Genomic DNA, 17,260 nt, shown 5'->3' on the forward strand with positions numbered 1-17,260 from the left:
CGGCACCACCAGCGGCTACGGCACCACGGCGGGGCTCCCGGGGACGGGGGCCCCGCCGGAGTGCCCGGCCAGCGCCGCCTCCAGCCGCTGGATGTAACGGTGCTGGAGGCGGGCGGTGCGCTGGAGCGAGAGCACCGCCCGCAGGAAGCCGTCCATGTCGGCGGCCCGGGTGAGGATGTCGTCCGGCATCCGCTCGTCGGCCTGCCCCCGGGGGGCGAGCACCGCGTGCGCCCAGGCGCGGGTGACCGGCTTGAACATCCCCGGGTGGTTGGCCACGATCCGCGCCCGCACCGCCAGGTCGTTCTCGGCCGCCTCCACGTGCAGCCCGTCGTCCTTGTTGCGCGCGCCGAACAGCGGTTCGTGGAGGTGGTGGGCGGTGAAGCCGCGCTCGGCGCAGGCGATCCAGAAGTCCCAGTCCTCGCCGGCGCGCATGGACTCGTCGTAGCCGCCGACCGCCTCCCACACCTCGCGGCGGTAGAGCGAGCAGTAGAACATGATCAGTCGCTGGAGGAGCAGTTCCGGCCGGTACGCGGGCAGCTCCAGCACCTGCGCGGGCAGATCCTCGTCATCGGTGAACGCCGAGACGTCGGTGGAGGCGATCGCGATGTCCGGGTCCTGGTCCAGCACGGCGACCGTCTTCTCCAGCATCGTCGGCGCGATCACGTCGTCGGCGTCCAGCGGCAGGACGTAGCGCCCACCGGTGGCCGCGATACCGGCGTTGCGGGCGGCCGAGACCCCCGCGTTGGCCTGCCGCAGCAGCCGGATCCGCCGACCGGGATGGCGGGCGATCAGTGACCGGGCCACCTCCGCCGTGTCGTCCGGACTGCCGTCGTCCACGATCATCAGCTCCCAGTCGTCGTACGTCTGGGCCACCACGCTGGCCACGGCCTGCGGCAGATAGCGGGCGTAGCCGTGGCAGGGGATCACCACCGAGACCGCGGCCCCCGGGAGACCCGTCTCCCGGGGGCCGCTGCCCACGTCGGCCGTGGACGGTGTCATCGGTCTCCGAAGGGGCTGGCGCCCGGCGCGGACCAGCTGTCGACGGCGATGTTGGCGCACTGCCCGCCGTTGATCGGGACGATGACCACATTGCCGGTGCTGCTGGCGCTGGAGTCGCACTGGTTCTTCTGTACCACGCTCTTCCCGTCGCCGAAGACGCGTGTGAAGTCGAGGCAGTCGCCGACGGCGCAGGGGGTGAGCCGCTGGATGTGATTGCCGGGAGGGACGGAAGCCTCGGGAGCGAGCGCGGTGGCGTCGGCACCGCCGCCGAAGGCGACCGCCCCCGCGGTCGCCGTCACCAGGGCAGCCGTTTTACCGATGTTCATCAATAGCCTCCTCGTGGACTCTCCGCGGGGACACCCGCGGGCATCTGTCCAACGAGCCCGGTGGGAGGAGGCTGCGGAAGCGCCGGAGGCTTCACCTGTCCGGAGCAGCGAACTTTGGCCCGGCAGGGCCCCGGCTTCCGGCGCGTGCTCCGGCTCAGCCCAGCGAGGACAACGGCACCGAGAACAGCACCCGTTCGGGCACCACCCGGTCCTCCCAGCCGCTGGACGCCGGGTCCTGCCACTTCCCGTTCGCGTCGGCGGCCCATTCGGTCACCGACCACACGGTCTTCGTCTGCCACCACAGCGACATGGACTCCGAGTGCTTGGCCCAGCAGGCGATGGCCGGACTCGTACCCGAACAGCTCGTCGAGGCGGCCCCGTTCCCGTCCTGCCGCCACATGATGCCGTGCTGGCCGGGCCCGCCGCGCGCGCTGGGCACGTACCAGGTGTTCTGGTACGACAGCGCCCCCTGGACGCCGACCGCCTTCGTCTCGTACGCGTCCGCGGCGGCGGCCTTCTTCGCCCCGCTCACCGCCAGCGGCATGTCGTTCGTCACCGGCGCGAGGTCGTAGCGGAACAGCCGCGCGGGCTCCGTACCGCCCGAGGAGAACCACTCGTTCGCCACGAGGCGGTTCGGGGTGCTGGAGCGGTCCAGCGAGATGGAGGCGAAGCAGGGGATCGCGTCATCGTTCGCCGATGAGCACTTCCCGTTCAGGCTGTACGAGCCGATGGCGGGCATCAGGTACTGGTAGCCGTGCGCCGAGTAGCCGCCGTCGACCTTGCCGATCTCATGGCCGTTCTTCGTGGCCTGCAGGATGTGCTTCATCGAGAAGACGAACAGCGCGTTGTCGTGCGCGTCGCCGTTGGACGCGGTGACGATCAGCTTGTCCCCGTACCAGACCATGCCGCCCAGGTGCGAGCCCAGCTTGGCGAAGTTCGCGCCGCCCTCGGTCGGCACCGTGAGCAGCACCCAGCGGTACTTCAGGGCCGCCGGGTCATTGGCGTCGATGAAGGCGACCCGGGCGAGGGCCTTGTCCTCGTCGGGCTCGGACGGGTACTCCTCGTTGAGGTGGTCGTTGTGCGTCCAGCCGGACAGGATCACCTTGTTGGTGCCCCACACGCCGTCGTCGTCCGCGTCCCCGGAGGAGGTGACGGACTGCGGCAGCCACTGCTGGGTGAGTGCGTCACCGTCGTCGAAGCAGTATCCCGAGGCGGCCTGCGGCTTGATCGGCAGCGCGGCCTTCTCCGAGGCGCGGCACCCCGCGTCGGTCCTGGTCATGGGGTGGTTGGCGTTCTTCAGCACCGTGTCGACGCCGACGTTGGGCAGCCGCGAGTCCAGCTCGGCGAGGGTGTCCGGCGACACCGTGTTCTCGGTGAGCGTCAGCTTCGCCAGCTCCGCGGAGGTGGTGAGCCGCTTCAGCGCACCGGGGTTGTCGGCCACGGCGGCTTGTGAGGCCGCGCCCGTGAACAGCGTGGCACCGGCGGCGACGATCGCCGCGACCGCCACCGGCCAGGTCATCCGGCGGCGTAACGCACCGCGCCGGGTCTTCTCCGCTCTCCGCATGGGAGCCTCCCGTTTCGTGTCAGGCCGAGGGCACCGCCCTCACCCGTAGACCTGATCTTCGGCCCTTTTCCGGCCGTACGGAAGATCCGCGCCCTTTGGCGATCGTCACGCCGGGGCCGACGCGCGGTACACGCTGCGCACGTTGTCCCTCGGCCGCGGCCGGGTCTTCCCGGCCGGCCCCGCCGCGAAGGCGCGCAGCAGGTTCTCGGTGGTGCGGGTGACGAAGACGCGGGTGCGGGCGTCCATGCCGTGGTCGCGACCGTTCTCCCGGGTCCCCGCCATCAGCGCCTCGACCCAGCGCATCGTCCCGCTCGCGAAGACGCCCGCCCCGCTGTCCACGGTGTAGTACGCGGAGTCGGAGTGGCTGTGCCTGCCCCGGCAGACCAGCGGCGAGTGGGCGATGATCTCCAGCGGCTCCGGGGTGGGGTCGCCCGGGGTGACCCGGTCGTACTCCACGCCCACCAGATGGTCGAAGGCGGTACCGCGCTCCACTCCCGTCCCCTCGAACAGCCAGTGGCCGCTCTCCAGGACGACATAGGGCGCGTCCGTCGGATAGCCCTCGTACATCACGCCGATCAGCGACGACTCCGGAGCGGGCGCAGGGGGCAGCCGGAAGTCGGTGGTCGCCATGTCACGGTGGGCGACCAGATAGGGGTCGTCGCGATAGGCGGTCTTGTAGCAGATCACCGTGCGCCCGGCCGTCCCGTCCGGTCCCGGCGCGAGCCTGATGCGGCGGAAGCAGGCGTTCGCGCCGAGGAAGGCCAGATTGGTCCCGGCGTCGCGCGCCCGTGTGACGTGCGCCCGCTGCTCCGGCGTCCAGTACTCGTCATGGCCGAGGGAGAGCACGGCCGTCGCCCCGTCGAGCACGGCCGGGTCCAGGGCGACGTCCACCCCGGTGGTGTACGCCAGCGGAATCCCCAGCCGCTCGGCGAGCACCACGGCCGCCCGCTCGTACACCAGGAACTTCTCGGCCCCGTTGCCCGCGTACGGCCGGTCGAAGCTCACCGCCAGCGAACGCGTCCCGTACGCGCCGTCCTGCCCCTGGTAGAGGCTGAACCCTCCCCACGTGTTGTACGCCTGCCACGTCGCCGCCGCGTGCATCAGCAGCGTCCGGCCGCGCGCCCGGCGGGAGCGGACGACGATCGGCACGTACCGCTGATGGCCGTGGTCCGCGTCCAGCCGCAGCAGGTACGCGCCCTCGGGCCAGCCGGTGGTGTCGACGGTGAGGGACCGCCTCCAGCCCGCCACGACCGTACGGGTGCCGGTGATGAAGTCCGAGGCGCCCTGCCGCACTCCGGCGACCCGCCCCGAGCGCCACACCAGCCGCGCCTGCGCCCCGCCGTACCAGCCGACCCGGTAGGCCGAGACCCGGAAGCCGGGCGCCGTCGTCGATACGTACAGCCCGAACTCCTCGCCCGGCACCACGCTCACCCGGTCCGCGTACCCCTGGACCGCGGCGTCCGGTCCGAGGGACCGGACGCGCCAGTCGGGGTTGCCGGGGCGGGCCCGCTCGGCCGCCTCGCGCGCGCGGCGCGAGGCACGGGCCCTGGGCGCGGGCCGTTCCTTCCGGTCCGCGTCACAGCCCGCCACCGTGGCCCCGGCCGCCCCTGCGGCGGCTCCGAGGAAGTGCCTTCGGTCCACGGCCCCATCGTCCGGGGCCGCCCGCCGGCGGGCGAGCCGGAGTCGCCCGTCCGGGGCCTCGCGGGGTGCGCGGACGCTCCCCGGGCCGCAGCGTGGAGCCATGACCGAGAGCGAGAGCCCGCGCGTCACCCGGCCGACGATGGTGGTGCTCGGCGTCCAGGAGGGCGAACCCCCCTACCGTCTGGTGGAGGTGGCGGGGGAGCTGGTCGGCAAGGCGCACTCGGTCCTGGACATCATCGGACTCGCCCGTCAGCTCGGCATCGAAGACATCGACCTGGACGACCCGGACGTGGTCCGCTGGGTCGGCGGCGACAAGTTCACCTGGACCCCGTGGTGGCCCCACCACCCCCACAAGCGCGAGCATCCCGCCTGAGCGCCGCCACCGGCTCGCTCCTCGGCGCGCGGCCCGGCAGGGCGGCGGCGAGCAGCGCCCCGAGCGCCGCGACCGCCGCGAGGACGGCCAGGGCGGGCCCCATCGCGGAGGCGAAGGCCCCGCCGCCGGGCAGCCGCAGCAGCATCGTCGCGGAGGCCACCCCCAGCGCCGGCCCGATGTTCATGGCGGTCTGCTGCAGCCCGCCCGCCACCCCCGCGTGCTCCAGCGACGCGTGATGCACGACGACGGCCGTCGCGGTGACCATCACGGTGCCGAAACCGGCCCCGATCGCGAAGAAGCAGCCGCCGATCTCCGGGGCGGTCGCCGCCCGGTCGAGCCGGGAGAAGAGCAGGATGCCGAGCGCCACGAGGACCATCCCCGCGCCCGCCATGCGCCGCGGCCCGTACCGGCGCAGCAGGACGGCCGAGACCGGCGCGCCCAGCACCATGGTCGCGGCCAGCGGCAGCACCCGCAGCCCGCTCTCCAGCGGGTCCAGGGCGAGGACGTCCTGAAGGAAGTACGTGCCGACGAACAGCGCCCCGGACAGCGCCGCCGACGCCGTCACCAGCACCCCCAGCGCCGAGGCGACCGTCGCCGAGCGCAGCACGCCGAGCGGCACCAGCGGGCTCGGCGTACGGCGCCCGTGCCGTACGAACGCGCCCCCGGCGGCCGCCACGGCGAGGAACCCGAGCGCGGTGGCCGCCGTCCAGCCGGTCTCCGGTATCCCGGCGAGCGTATGGACCAGGCACACCAGGGCCAGCGCCAGCAGACAGGCGCCCGGCAGGTCGAGCGCCACGCCGGTGCGCGGCCCGTCCGCCGGGAGGCGTACGACGAGCGCCAGTACGCCGACGACGACGGCGGGGGCCACGCTCAGGAAGAAGACCGACCGCCAGCCGTACTGCGCGGCCAGCGCCCCGCCCACGATCGGCCCCGCGGCGGCCGCCACCCCGATGGCACTGGTGCGCAAGGCGATCGGCATCCCGAGCCGGTCCCGTGGATACGCGGCGCGCAGCATCCCCAGGGTGGCGGGCTGGAGCAGCGCGCCGAACACGCCCTGGACGACCCGCAGTCCGATCACCCAGCCGATGCCGGGCGCCACCCCGATCCCCGCCGAGGCGGCGGCGAAGCCCAGCGTGCCGACGGCGAACACTCGGCGATGGCCGTACCGGTCGCCGAGCCGCCCGGCGAACACCAGCAGGCCGGCGACAGCGATGAGATAGCCCGTGCTGGTCCACTGGGCCTGTACGAACGAGGCGTGCAGATCGCGCTGCAGGGCGGGCTGGACGACGGTCAGCACGGTGCCGTCGAGGGCGACGATCACGGCGCCGGTGATGCTGCCGGCGAGGGTGATCCGCTGCCGCGTCGTCACACCGCCCCCAGATGGGCGTCCATCGCCGCCCGCAGCAGCGGTTCGACGTCCTCCGTACCGGTCGCGAGCTGGAGGCTGCCCCATTGCCGCAGTTGCGCGATGCCGTGCAGATTGGCCCACAGGGCCCCCGCGACGACGCCCGCCTCGGCCTCGGGACGCACCCGGCGCACCAGCCCCACCAGCACCTCGAACAGCGGCAGGCTGGTCTCCCGCAGCCCCAGCCGGTTGCTCTCCAGCAGGTCGTGACGGAACATCAGCTCGAACATGCCGCGGTTGGTCCGCGCGAACTCCAGGTAGACCCGCCCCAGCGCCACCACCTGCTCCCGGGGCTCCCGCCCCTCGCCCTCGGCCGCCGCCGCGGCCTCCCGGGCCAGCGCTTCGAATCCCCTCCGCGCGATGGCCGACAGCAGCGACAGATGCGTCGGGAAGTAGCGCCGCGGGGCCCCGTGCGAGACCCCGGCCCGCCGCGCGATCTCGCGCAGCGACAGGGCCGATACGCCCTCGCGGTCCACCAACTCGACGCCCACGTCGACCAGTCGGGCCCGCAGGCCGGTGTCCTCTTCGCTCATGGGCAGTGTCTACCAGTGAGGAGTAGACACTGTCTATCGTCAACCGCGAGTTGACATGAGGGGAGTGTCAACCCATAGTTGACACATGACGAACTCGAACCCCGAGCGCATGACGAATCCCGTACGCCTCGACGATCTGATCGAGGCCATCAAGAAGGTCCACACGGACGCACTGGAGCAGCTCACCGACGCCGTCCTGGCCGCTGATCACCTCGGCGAGGTGGCCGACCACCTGATCGGTCACTTCGTCGACCAGGCCCGCCGCTCGGGCGCGTCCTGGACGGACATCGGCAAGTGCATGGGGGTCACCCGGCAGGCGGCCCAGAAGCGCTTCGTCCCCAAGGGATCCGCCGCGCCGGACCTCGACCCCAGCCAGGGCTTCACCCGCTACACTCCGCGCGCCCGGAACGTGGTGGTCTCCGCCCAGAACGAGGCCCGCGCCGCCACCAACGCCGAGATCCTCCCGGCCCACCTCGTCCTCGGCCTCCTGGCCGAGCCCGAGGGCTTGGCCGCCAAGGCGATCGTCGCCCAGGGCGTCCAGCTGGACGCCGTCCGCCAGGCCGCCACCGCCACCCTCCCGCCCGCCGCCGACTCCATGCCCGCGCTCGTCCCCTTCGACGCGGGCGCCAAGAAGGTCCTCGAACTCACCTTCCGCGAGGCCCTGCGCCTGGGCCACAACTACATCGGCACCGAGCACATCCTGCTGGCCCTCCTCGAGCACGAGGACGGCTCCGGCGTCCTCGCTGACCTCGGCATCGACAAGGCCGGTGTCGAGGCGACCCTCGCCCGGATGCTGGAGCAGATCCAGACGGCCTTCCCCGAGAAGGAGGCGTAATCCCCTGTGCGACCCGGCTGCCCCGCGCCCGCGGGGCAGTCGGCACCCCGGCCGCCGAACGGGTCGTACGGGCGGCGTAGGCCGAGAGGTACGCACATACGCCCGAAGCGTCGGACTTATGATCCAACGCGTGGACATCCCCGACAGACTCATCGCCCTCCAGCAGGCCGCGGACACCGAGCACGCCAAGCTGACCGGACTCGCGGACACCGAACGCGAGACCCAGTGGAAGCACTGGTACGACGCCGCGGTCACCGTGCAGGCCGCCGTCACCGAGCACGCCCGGGAAGCGGGGCTCAGCCGCGCCGCGCTGGAGTCCGCGGTGAAGAAGGCCGTGCGGCACCCGGCCCCGGCCGACGGCTGAGGCGGGCGCGCGGCGGCCCGTGCGGTGTGAGGTGCGCGACCCCGCCGCGTGTTCCCTCCCCGGACCCGCTGAGCGACGATGAGGACGGCGCCCCGGCCTCCGTGACCGGGCGCCGTTCCCCGTGCCCGCTCCCCGAGAGGACGCCCGCCGCACATGCGTCTCCTGCTCGTCCGCCATGGTCAGACCACGTCCAACGTCATCCACGCCCTCGACACCGACATGCCGGGCGCGGAACTCACCGCGCTGGGGCAGCAGCAGGCGGAGGGGCTGGTGGAACGCCTCGCGGACGAACGGATCGACGCCCTGTACGCGTCCCCGCTGCGCCGCGCACAGCAGACGGCGGCGCCCCTCGCCCGCGCCCGCGGCCTGGAGGTCGTCGTCCGCGAGGGCGTGCGCGAACTGATCGCCGGTGACCTGGAGATGCGCAAGGACGCCGAGTCCGTGCAGCTCTACCTCAAGACGGTCATGGCCTGGGCCGCCGGCCAGACGGATCTGCGGATGCCCGGAGGACACACGGGCGAGGAGGCCCTGGCCCACTACGACGAGGTGATCGAGGAGATCGCCGCGTCGGGAGCGGAGAGCGTCACCGTCATCAGCCACGGCGCGGCCATCCGCACCTGGACCGCCGCCCGGGCCCGCAACCTCGACTCCGCCTACGCCGCCCGGAACCCCCTGGAGAACACCCAGGTCGTGACCCTGGAGGGCGACCCCCGCCACGGCTGGGCCGTCACGCACTGGGGCACCGAGCCGGTCGGCCGACCGGCCGGGCGCGGCTGACCCCGGCAGGCACATCCGGGCTGTGTCACTCGCGCGGACCTGGGCACCCAAGGGGGGACCGGAGGGGGGAACCTCCCGGAGGAGCACCGCCGTGATCAAGAAGCTGCACGACATGGGCCTGCGCAGCGAGCACGCCTACACCGCCGCCGTCACCTCCATCGGACTGTCCGTGCTGACGTGGACTGCTTCGCTCCGCGCCGAGCCCGGCCGGGGCCTGGACCGGGCCGACCGGTGGGGCATCTTCGTCGGGGAGTGGGCGCCCACCCTCTTCGGCCTCGGCCTCGCGCTGTCCCACTACGAGCAGGAAGAGGGCTCGCTGATGGGCAAGGCGCACGCCGACGGGGAACGGCAGCGGCAGATGGCAGGCACCGCGTAGGGCACCACGAAGGGCTGACCTGCCCTGTCAGGCCAGCCCTTCGCGGTACCGCTGGTGCGGTCGGCCCCTGCTCGGCGGCGTGCGGGCGTTACGCGGCCGGCCAGCGTGGGCCCGTCTCCGGGTCCCGGCACCATGCGTACTGCCGGTCAGGCGTCACCGTCAGGCCGAAGTCGTACAGCTCGGGACCCTCCTCGGCCAGCCACCAGTCCCAGGCCCGCTCCACCTCGTCCGCCAGGCGCCGGGGCCCGCCTTGGCAGGCCACCGTGGTGCCGTCGCCGACCGCGGCGAGCATCGCCCACGACGTCGAGCCGTCGTGGAGCCAGGCGTTCAGCCCGTCGTCGTCCTTGCCGGTGGTGATCTGTACGTCCGGCACGGTGACACGCAGGGCGAACCGCAGGTGCCAGCCGTCGCGAAGGGGCGCCACGTCCCTGTGAACGGCCGCTCGTCCTCGCGCGGCGCGGCCCCGCGTACCCGCTCGAAGGGTCGGCTGGTGTCCGTGCCCCGGGCGAGCATGAACGTGGCCAGGCCCTGCACCCATCCGCGCGCCGACCGGCCGTCGTCGGCGACGGTGAGCGCGACGTGCCCCAGCCGCCCCCAGGGCATGACGATCCGGCCGCCCGGCCGGGTCTGCTCGACCCATGCCCACGGGATGCGGTCGACCGCGTAGGTGGCGATCATCCGATCGTACGGCGCAGCCTCCGGCCAGCCCGTGGCGCCGTCGGCCACTCGCACGTCCACGTCCGCGCCGCACCGCTTGAGCCGCTCGCCTGCGGCCGCCGCCAACGTGGGGTCCACCTCGACGCTGACCACGGAGCCCGCCCGCCGGGCGAGCAGCGCCGCGTTCCAAGCGGTACCGGTACCGGTACCCAGCTCCAGCACCCGCTGACCGGGCTCCAAGAGCAGGGAGTCGAGCATGTCGACCACGATGCCCTGCGCGGACAGACTGGAGGACGGCACGCCACCGCCGATCTCGGTGACCGCGGCCGTATCCGGCGACCCGTACACCTCGCCCGCCCACTCCTCGAAGGCGGTACCGCGGTCGATGGGCACGTACGCCCGGCCGGTCCAGCGCCAGAGCCGGTCCGGCGCGAAGGCGTGCCGCGGCGTGGCCGCGACGGCAGCACGGATCCATGGGGACCGTCCGGGCCACGCGCCGCGCTGGTCCATGGCGGCATCCAACGCGGCGCGCAGCTCCTCTTGATCGATCACTTCCGGTGCGTCCCGTTCCCGGGCTGCGGCGGCGGCACCTGCCCATCGGAATTGCCCGGCGGGGGCTTCTCGTGCTTCCCCACGGCTTGGTCCCCTCCGTCGTCGGGTGTGAGCGTCCATGGTGACGCCGGCCCGGGGTCCGTGGCAGGGCGTACGGAGGCTTCAGATGGGCGGCCCGCAGGGTGCGCGCGCCTGGCGGCAGCACGCGGCGTCGGCACCGCAGGCCCGCGTGCCTGTTCTCTGCGTGGCACGATCACCGTCAGTCGCTCGGGGCATTCCGAGGTCCACTCCGTGCCCCCGGCGAGTGCCCGGAGGATGTATGTCTTTCCCCCCGCGTACGTCCGAGACGACCGCGTCCCGGCCGGTGTCCTCGTCGTGGACCCGATCGCCCACCCAAACCCTTCATGACCCGCCCTTGCACTTCAGCTCGCCCCAGACCTGCTTGCCCCAGGGGTACACCTCCGTTCCCCACTGGTCCGTGTACGCCTCGACCAGCAGGAGGCCCCGGCCCCTGGTGTCGTCACCGTTGGAGTCCGTTCGCAAGAGGGGAACGCTGTGGGCCCGGTCCACTACGCCGACGCGGATCAACGTGTCGGTGGGCCGGGTGACGATGACCCGGATCACGCTGAGGGGGGCGTGACGGACCGCGTTGGACACCAGCTCGGTGACGACCAGCGCGGCGTCTTCGATCAGTTCCTCCTGACCCCACGCGGCCAGTGCGGCACGTACCAGGCGACGGGCGACTTCAGCGCTCTCCGGCACGCGTGGCAGGACTTCGGAGTATCCGGGGTGCCCCTTGGGGCGAGGTGTGGCGGTCACGGTCAACAGGACCTCGGCGAGTGCGAAGTGAACGGCCTTGCCCGAGTGAACGACCAACCGCCGGGCCGGTGGAGGAAATGCCACCCGGATATGCAAATCGCCCACGCGGAAATTATCGGCCGACCCTCCTCACCGAGGGAGCTTGAGTGGCTACTTTGGGTACATGGAGGGGAGCGAACGCCTCATCAACGCCATGCGCGAGAGCGGGCTCACGCAGAACGAGTTGGCCGACGCGGTGAACACTCACCTGATCCGCATGGCTACGAGGGCACGGTGAGCGACCGGACGGTCCGTCATTGGCTGACCGGAAAACCGGCTGGCCGCACTCTCGGCAGCGGGCGGCGTTAGAGGCAGTATCCGGATGTACCACCGAAGAACTGGGATTCGTCCGACCGGCCCGAAAGCGTTCCGCCACAGAACCGGAGGAGCCCGTGAGGCGCAGGCACTTCCTGACCGCAACCACCGGTACGACGGCCGCGGTCGTCGTACCCCTCGTCGCACAGCACTCCGTAGGCACCTCCGACGTGATCCGGCTCCGTTCCGGTGTGGATGCCCTGGTGGCGCTGGATGCCACACGAGGAGGCCACGACGAACTGGAGCGCACGGCCCTGGCCGGGGCGGCCGAGGCGCTGGAGAAGCAGAAGCTGGGCGCCTCCCAGCGCATCCGCCGGCGGCTGTTCAGCGTGGCCGCCGACTACACGTCCATGGCTGATTGGTCCGCAATCGACGCGAAGCGGACCAATCGGGCACAGAGCCTGCTGGACCGGTCGCTCTATCTGGCCGGGATGGCCAAGGACTCCGTCGCCGAGCTGGATGCCTGGAACATGTACTCCATTCTCGCCCACCACCGTGGTGCGTATGCCGAGGCCGTCGACTCCGGTCATGCGGCCCAGGCGACGGCCATCGCCCGGCGGGACCCGTTCTATGCCTCTCTGGCCCACGCCCGGACGGCACTCGGCCACTCCAACCTGGGCGAACGGCAGGCCGCCTTACGCTCCCTCGGATGCGCCCAGGAGGCGCTGGGCAATGCGTCCCTGGATGATCCCCGGCCGAGCTGGACCGCCTTCTACGGACCTGGCGAGCTGCTGGCCCTCACAGCCATCGTGCGGGACAAGATCGGCGAACCCGCGGAGGCCGAGGCCGCCTCCCACCGGGCCCTGGCGGGTATCCCGAAGGAGTTCCGCCGCAACCGCGCCCTGGCCACCGCACGACTCGCCCTGGCCCAGCTCCACCAGCGGGACATCGACCAGACGTGCGCCACGGCTTCCACGGTCTTCACGATGATGGCCGGGCACCCCATCCCCGGACGCATGCGCTCCCTCCTCGGCGACTACTACCGGGACCTGATCACCCTTGCCCCAGACGCGAGCGTCGCCCGGGAGTGGGGCGACCGCTACCGAACCGAATGGAGCCGAGCTTGAGCGCCGCCGATCTGAACGTCCGCCACTTCACCCACGTCGATCTCCCGGAGATCCGTCAGACGCTGATCGACCTGCACGCCATCGCTGAGGGGGACGCGATGGAGGACGAGTTCAATCAGCGTTTCCCCTGGTTCGTGGACCACTGGGGCGGCCGTCCGGGGTTCGCCTGCGTGATCGCGTTCGACGGCGACAAGGCAGTGGGCTTCGCCTACGGCGCCCCGGGCACCCCCGGTCGCGAGTGGTGGCGCGAGCACCTCGACCCGGCGCCGGAGAAGGATCTGACTTTCTCGTACTCCGAGCTGGCCGTCATCCCGGCGTGGCGGAAGCAGGGCGTGGCCGAGCGACTGACCCGCGCGCTGCTGGAAAAGCGGGACGAGGACCTTGTGGTTCTGCTGGTCGACACGGAGCACCCCCGGGTGCAGGCGCTGTACGAGTCCTGGGGCTTCCGTAAGGTGGGCGAGGACCAGCCCTTCCCGGACTCTCCGGTCTTCGCGGTCATGCTCGCGGAGCTGCCGCTGGGGTAGGGCCTTCAGACGGCTGCCCGGCGTCCTGACCGGGGACGAAAGCGGCCGCTGACCTGTTTTCGCAGGTCAGCGGCCGCTCCGCAGAGGGTGAGTAACGGGACTTGAACCCGCGACATCCTGGACCACAACCAGGTGCTCTACCAGCTGAGCTATACCCACCATGACCGGTGCTTTCCGCACCGGCCGAGAAAAAGTATACAGGCTCGGCGGGGGTGCTCGCTCCCGGCTGTCACGCGTGCCGGGAGCGAGTCGCTACGGCTGCCGGGCGGGCAGGACGTGGCGGGCCGCGATGGACTTCGCCGTGTCCGAGTCCGGGCCGGGCTGGGGGACGAAGACGGCCTCCCGGTAGTAGCGCAGTTCGGCGATCGACTCGTGGATGTCGGCGAGTGCGCGGTGATTGCCGTTCTTCTTCGGACTGTTGAAGTAGGCCCGCGGATACCAGCGGCGGGCCAGCTCCTTGATCGAGGAGACGTCGACGATCCGGTAGTGGAGGTACGCCTCGAGCGTCGGCATGTCCCGCAGGAGGAAACCGCGGTCGGTGGAGACCGAGTTTCCGCACAGCGGGGCCTTGCCGGCGTCCGGGACGTGCTCGCGGATGTACGCCAGGACCCGCGCCTCGGCATCCGCCAGCGTGGTCCCGTCGTCCAGCTCCGCGAGCAGCCCGGAGGCCGTGTGCATCTCCCGCACCACCTCGGGCATGGTGGTCAGCGCCTCGGCGGGCGGCCGGACAACGATGTCCACTCCGTCGCCCAGGATGTTCAGCTCGGAGTCCGTGACCAGCGCGGCCACCTCGATGAGCGCGTCGTCGATCAGCGAGAGCCCGGTCATCTCGCAGTCGATCCACACCATGCGATCGTTCATGCGTCTCACCCTACGGGGCGTTCCCGCTGGCCGGGCAGGGTCGGACGGCCCGGGGCGCGACCCGTGGCCTGCTCGGGCAGGCGAGGGGCGTACGCATCGGATTCCGGCTTGCCCGGTTCCGTACCGCCCGGTGGATGCGGCGGGTGCGGAGGGTGATGGTGGTGTCCCGTATGGGTGACGGGGCCTCCGGGCCGGCGCAGCGGCATGGTGTGCTCCCCGGCGCGCTGTTCGAGCACCTCGGTGCGGTCGCCGCCGCCGAGCCGCTCGGCCCGCTCCAGCCGGTCCGGGACGCGGTCCGGGGCGCCGCCCTGGGGTCTGCGGGCCCGGTACGCGGCCCGGTAGGCGGCCGGGGAGGACCCCAGCTGCCGCCGGAAGTGCCCGCGCAGCGCGACCGGGGACCGGAAGCCGCAGCGCCCGGCGACCTCGTCGACCGAGTAGTCGGAGGTCTCCAGGAGCCGCTGGGCCTGCAGCACCCGCTGGGTGATCAGCCACTGCAGTGGAGCGCTCCCAGTGAGCGACCGGAACCGGCGGTCGAAGGTGCGTCGGCTCATATAGGCGCGGGCGGCCAGGGCCTCGACGTCGAACTGCTCGTGCAGATGCTCGAGCGCCCACGCCACGACCTCGGCGAGCGGATCCGCGCCGATCTCCTCTGGTAACGACCTGTCCAGGTAGCGCTCCTGCCCTCCGCTGCGGCGCGGTGGCACGACGAGCCGGCGGGCCAGGGCCCCCGCGGCGTCCGCGCCGTGGTCGGTGCGCACGATGTGCAGGCACAGGTCGATCCCGGCGGCGGTGCCCGCCGAGGTCAGTACGTCGCCGTCGTCCACGAACAGCTCACGCGGATCCACGTGGACGGATGGGTAGCGCTTGGCGAGCGTCGGCGCGTACATCCAGTGCGTGGTCGCCGGGCGGCCGTCGAGCAGCCCCGCGGCGGCCAGTACGAAGGCCCCGGTGCACAGGCCCACGATGCGCGCGCCCTCCTCGTGCGCGCGCCGTAGCGCGTCGAGCGCGGCGGCCGGTGGCGGTTGGGTGATCGACCGCCAGGCCGGTACGACGACGGTTCCGGCCCGGGACAGCGCCTCCAGGCCGTACGGTGCGGTCAGTTCCAGTCCGCCAGTCGTTCGCAGTGGCACATCTTCGCCCGCGCACACCAGCAATCGGTACCGAGGGACACCGGCGTCCTGCCGGTCGATACCGAAGACGGAGAGCGGGATGGAGCTTTCGAAGATCGGTCCGCCGCTGAACAGCAGCACCGCGACGATTTCTCGTCGCCGGCGTCCGGAGAGCTTGCGCGAGGTCTCCGGTACGGTCGTGGAGTCCTGGCTCATGGCTCTAAGCCCCCCTCGGTGGTCGCGTCCTCTCGGTCCTGCACGTTTCCCCTCGGTCCTGAACGGTTCCCCCGCCGGTCATGGCCAAGATCGAATCTACTGTGTCGCGTGTGGTCGCCGTGACCAGTTCACCACCCGCCACTATGTCGACATGACAACTTGGCGCGAAGCATTCGATCACGAAGCGTTGCACTCGTAGCCCTCGCTGTGAAGTGGGCCTCCTGCTAGCGCCCACTTCCCGTAGGGGGTACGGGTGGCTCGTACCCCTTTCCACGCTGGCCGGAAGGGGGTTGAGCATGGCGTTTGCCAAGGGAAGAACTGCGTTGCGAAGTTGGCTGAAAACCAGCGGGCGCAGACGTGCGGACGGGTCCTTCGACCGGCGTACGACCGGCTCATCCCGCGTCGCGGTTGTCCGTACGGAGTACGACGTGGCACGCGTACGGAGCCGTCCGGGTCCCCTCCGGGGCGCGCCGCCCCGGCCCCGGCGTCAGCTCCGCCGGCCGCCCCGGTGCGTCCCGATCCCGGTGCGCCCGTGCCGCCCCCGGTGCGGGCTCGCCGCACCGCCGCCCAGCCGGGCGGCCGCGCGTTCGTAGTAGCGCAGAAAGGAGTGGCTGGCGGCGGTCACGGCGCCGAGGCCCAGGGCGGCGCCCGCCGCGCCGCTCAGGGGTGATCCGCAGAGCAGGAGGACGGCGGGGACCACGGCGCAGCCGAAGGCGGACCAGCGGACGACCTCGTTCACCGGGTCCCGGCCGGGGCCCCGGCCGGGGGAGTGCCCGGGGGCGCTGCCGGGGGCGTCGTACTCACGGATGCCTGGCACGGTGGCGGCTCCTCTCGCGCGGTGGACGAACGGGGGGACGGGCGGGTGGACGGACGGTTGACGGGTGAGCAGAGGGCGGGTCGGCGGACGCTGGAAGAGCGGTGGAGCGGGGCTCGAACACGGGTCGTTCCCGGCGTCCGGGAGGGCCCCGCGGGGAGGTCGTGACGGCGGCCGGTACGGACCGTCCGGGCCCGTTCCGTACGGAGGTGATCGCTCCGCGGCTACTACAACGTCCGGCCTGCCGACAGGTCACTGCCGGGCGTCCGCGCGGCGTATGCGAGGGGTCGGCGCGGCCCGAGTCGGGACCACTTGGGGCATTGCGTTACGGGCCGCCCTCCGGCATGCTCCGGGGAACGCTTCGGCCGCTCCGCTGCCGGGGCCACCTCTGGGCGGGCGAGGAATGGCGCCGTACCCTGGAGGGTAAGGGCTTGGAAAGATGAATCCCGGACGGATTTTCTTCGTTCGATACTCGTCTCGAGCTCTAGCGGAGCTCTAGTCCCCCGCCAACTTCAACCTGAGCCCCCGCCGTATCCCTCCGCACGAGGACACCCTTCGCCGAGACACCGATGGCCGGTCACGAAATCCCCGAACCCGCGGACCGCAAGCGGGTCGCCGATCACCTGGCGCACCCCCAAGCGGCGGAAGAAACACGTCATTCCTGCGATCCCGCCTTCCAGCACGGCGTCGTGGTCGGATTCGACGGTTCCACATCGAGCGAGCGCGCCCTCGCCTACGCCATCGGCATGGCCCGGCGCTCCGGCTCAGGTCTGATCATCGTCCATGTGGCCAACCGGCTGCCGACAACCGTCTGGGCGGGCTGTGAGCCCCCCGTCTTCGTCGACGTTCCCGATCACCGCACCGAGGTGCTGGGCCTTGAACTGGCCTGCGCCGATCACCTCACCGAGGTGCCGTGGATCCTCGTCGAGCGGGGCGGCGACATCTGTCATGAGCTGGAGGAGGTCGGCCGGGAGTACGCGGCCGACGCGATCGTGGTCGGCTCCACGCACGGGCTGGTGGGACGGATCTTCGGCTCGGTCGCGGGACGGCTCGCGCGCCGCGCGCAGCGGCCCGTGATCGTCATCCCCTGAGCA

The 17,260-nt window shown here is 72.0% G+C and carries 20 protein-coding genes and 1 tRNA gene; 8 read left to right on the plus strand and 13 right to left on the minus strand.

The features are described from left to right. Positions 1-15: 15 nt before the first annotated feature. From ABZ562_RS06195 to ABZ562_RS06210, 4 genes are all read right to left on the minus strand, one after another. Positions 16-999, minus strand: coding sequence for a glycosyltransferase family A protein (locus ABZ562_RS06195; protein ID WP_361474740.1), 984 nt, complete (start codon positions 997-999; stop codon positions 16-18). Next, positions 996-1,325, minus strand: a complete 330-nt coding sequence (locus tag ABZ562_RS06200) for a hypothetical protein (RefSeq protein WP_361474742.1) — start codon at positions 1,323-1,325, stop codon at positions 996-998. The genes ABZ562_RS06195 and ABZ562_RS06200 overlap by 4 nt, the downstream gene beginning before the upstream one ends. 154 nt (positions 1,326-1,479) lie before the next feature. After that, a complete protein-coding gene (locus ABZ562_RS06205; protein WP_361474744.1) occupies positions 1,480-2,889 on the minus strand; it encodes a hypothetical protein in 1,410 nt (469 codons plus the stop codon). A 105-nt stretch (positions 2,890-2,994) separates the two neighbouring features. Then, positions 2,995-4,530, minus strand: a complete 1,536-nt coding sequence (locus ABZ562_RS06210; protein WP_361474746.1) for a N,N-dimethylformamidase beta subunit family domain-containing protein — start codon at positions 4,528-4,530, stop codon at positions 2,995-2,997. A gap of 100 nt (positions 4,531-4,630) precedes the next feature. Between ABZ562_RS06210 and ABZ562_RS06215 the strand changes: the two genes are divergently transcribed. Then, positions 4,631-4,903, plus strand: a complete 273-nt coding sequence (locus ABZ562_RS06215) for a hypothetical protein (RefSeq protein WP_361474748.1) — start codon at positions 4,631-4,633, stop codon at positions 4,901-4,903. Here ABZ562_RS06215 and ABZ562_RS06220 read toward each other — a convergent pair. Together ABZ562_RS06220 and ABZ562_RS06225 are read right to left on the minus strand one after the other, a co-directional pair. Beyond that, on the minus strand, positions 4,848-6,272 hold the full coding sequence (locus ABZ562_RS06220) for an MFS transporter (protein ID WP_361474750.1): 1,425 nt from the start codon (positions 6,270-6,272) through the stop codon (positions 4,848-4,850). The genes ABZ562_RS06215 and ABZ562_RS06220 overlap by 56 nt on opposite strands. After that, positions 6,269-6,841: a TetR/AcrR family transcriptional regulator gene (locus ABZ562_RS06225; RefSeq protein WP_361474752.1), complete on the minus strand. Its 573-nt coding sequence runs from the start codon at positions 6,839-6,841 to the stop codon at positions 6,269-6,271. Before ABZ562_RS06225 ends, ABZ562_RS06220 begins: the two co-directional genes overlap by 4 nt. A gap of 85 nt (positions 6,842-6,926) precedes the next feature. On the opposite strand from ABZ562_RS06225, the gene ABZ562_RS06230 reads away from it, so the two are divergent. The 4 genes from ABZ562_RS06230 to ABZ562_RS06245 all read left to right on the plus strand — a co-directional run bounded on the left by ABZ562_RS06230 (position 6,927) and on the right by ABZ562_RS06245 (position 9,193). Beyond that, positions 6,927-7,676, plus strand: a complete 750-nt coding sequence (locus tag ABZ562_RS06230) for a Clp protease N-terminal domain-containing protein (protein WP_361474754.1) — start codon at positions 6,927-6,929, stop codon at positions 7,674-7,676. Positions 7,677-7,806: 130 nt separating this feature from the next. Next, positions 7,807-8,040, plus strand: coding sequence for a hypothetical protein (locus tag ABZ562_RS06235; protein WP_361474756.1), 234 nt, complete (start codon positions 7,807-7,809; stop codon positions 8,038-8,040). Between the two features lie 153 nt (positions 8,041-8,193). Next, entirely contained in the window at positions 8,194-8,817 is a 624-nt protein-coding gene (locus ABZ562_RS06240; RefSeq protein ID WP_361474758.1) for a histidine phosphatase family protein, read from the plus strand. Between the two features lie 91 nt (positions 8,818-8,908). Next, the gene (locus ABZ562_RS06245) at positions 8,909-9,193 is read left to right on the plus strand and encodes a hypothetical protein (protein WP_361474760.1); all 285 of its coding nucleotides are present in this window, start codon (positions 8,909-8,911) and stop codon (positions 9,191-9,193) included. Between the two features lie 88 nt (positions 9,194-9,281). Here ABZ562_RS06245 and ABZ562_RS06250 read toward each other — a convergent pair whose 3' ends face one another. The 3 genes from ABZ562_RS06250 to ABZ562_RS06260 form a co-directional block, all read right to left on the minus strand. Further along, a complete protein-coding gene (locus ABZ562_RS06250) occupies positions 9,282-9,566 on the minus strand; it encodes a hypothetical protein (RefSeq protein WP_361474762.1) in 285 nt (94 codons plus the stop codon). Continuing rightward, positions 9,521-10,402 (minus strand): methyltransferase domain-containing protein, encoded by an 882-nt coding sequence (locus ABZ562_RS06255; protein WP_361474764.1) that lies wholly within the window; start codon positions 10,400-10,402, stop codon positions 9,521-9,523. The genes ABZ562_RS06250 and ABZ562_RS06255 overlap by 46 nt, the downstream gene beginning before the upstream one ends. A gap of 402 nt (positions 10,403-10,804) precedes the next feature. Next, the gene (locus ABZ562_RS06260) at positions 10,805-11,221 is read right to left on the minus strand and encodes an ATP-binding protein (RefSeq protein ID WP_361474766.1); all 417 of its coding nucleotides are present in this window, start codon (positions 11,219-11,221) and stop codon (positions 10,805-10,807) included. Between the two features lie 431 nt (positions 11,222-11,652). Between ABZ562_RS06260 and ABZ562_RS06265 the strand changes: the two genes are divergently transcribed. Together ABZ562_RS06265 and ABZ562_RS06270 are read left to right on the plus strand one after the other, a co-directional pair. Next, positions 11,653-12,642: a hypothetical protein gene (locus tag ABZ562_RS06265; protein WP_361474768.1), complete on the plus strand. Its 990-nt coding sequence runs from the start codon at positions 11,653-11,655 to the stop codon at positions 12,640-12,642. Beyond that, positions 12,627-13,166 (plus strand): GNAT family N-acetyltransferase, encoded by a 540-nt coding sequence (locus ABZ562_RS06270; protein ID WP_361474770.1) that lies wholly within the window; start codon positions 12,627-12,629, stop codon positions 13,164-13,166. Before ABZ562_RS06265 ends, ABZ562_RS06270 begins: the two co-directional genes overlap by 16 nt. Positions 13,167-13,252: 86 nt before the next feature. On the opposite strand, the gene ABZ562_RS06275 is transcribed toward ABZ562_RS06270, so the two are convergent. The 4 genes from ABZ562_RS06275 to ABZ562_RS06290 form a co-directional block, all read right to left on the minus strand. Next, positions 13,253-13,325: transfer RNA gene (locus ABZ562_RS06275), tRNA-His, on the minus strand. Positions 13,326-13,418: 93 nt separating this feature from the next. Next, entirely contained in the window at positions 13,419-14,027 is a 609-nt protein-coding gene (gene orn / locus ABZ562_RS06280; protein WP_361474772.1) for an oligoribonuclease, read from the minus strand. Positions 14,028-14,032: 5 nt separating this feature from the next. After that, positions 14,033-15,352, minus strand: coding sequence for a helix-turn-helix domain-containing protein (locus tag ABZ562_RS06285; RefSeq protein WP_361474774.1), 1,320 nt, complete (start codon positions 15,350-15,352; stop codon positions 14,033-14,035). A 487-nt stretch (positions 15,353-15,839) separates the two neighbouring features. Beyond that, on the minus strand, positions 15,840-16,169 hold the full coding sequence (locus ABZ562_RS06290) for a hypothetical protein (protein WP_361474776.1): 330 nt from the start codon (positions 16,167-16,169) through the stop codon (positions 15,840-15,842). 566 nt (positions 16,170-16,735) lie between these two features. Between ABZ562_RS06290 and ABZ562_RS06295 the strand changes: the two genes are divergently transcribed. Further along, positions 16,736-17,257 (plus strand): universal stress protein, encoded by a 522-nt coding sequence (locus ABZ562_RS06295; protein ID WP_055552630.1) that lies wholly within the window; start codon positions 16,736-16,738, stop codon positions 17,255-17,257. The last annotated feature ends 3 nt before the right edge of the window (positions 17,258-17,260 follow it).

The organism is Streptomyces sp. NPDC019937 (assembly GCF_040631655.1).
In the GTDB taxonomy this organism is placed as follows: domain Bacteria; phylum Actinomycetota; class Actinomycetes; order Streptomycetales; family Streptomycetaceae; genus Streptomyces.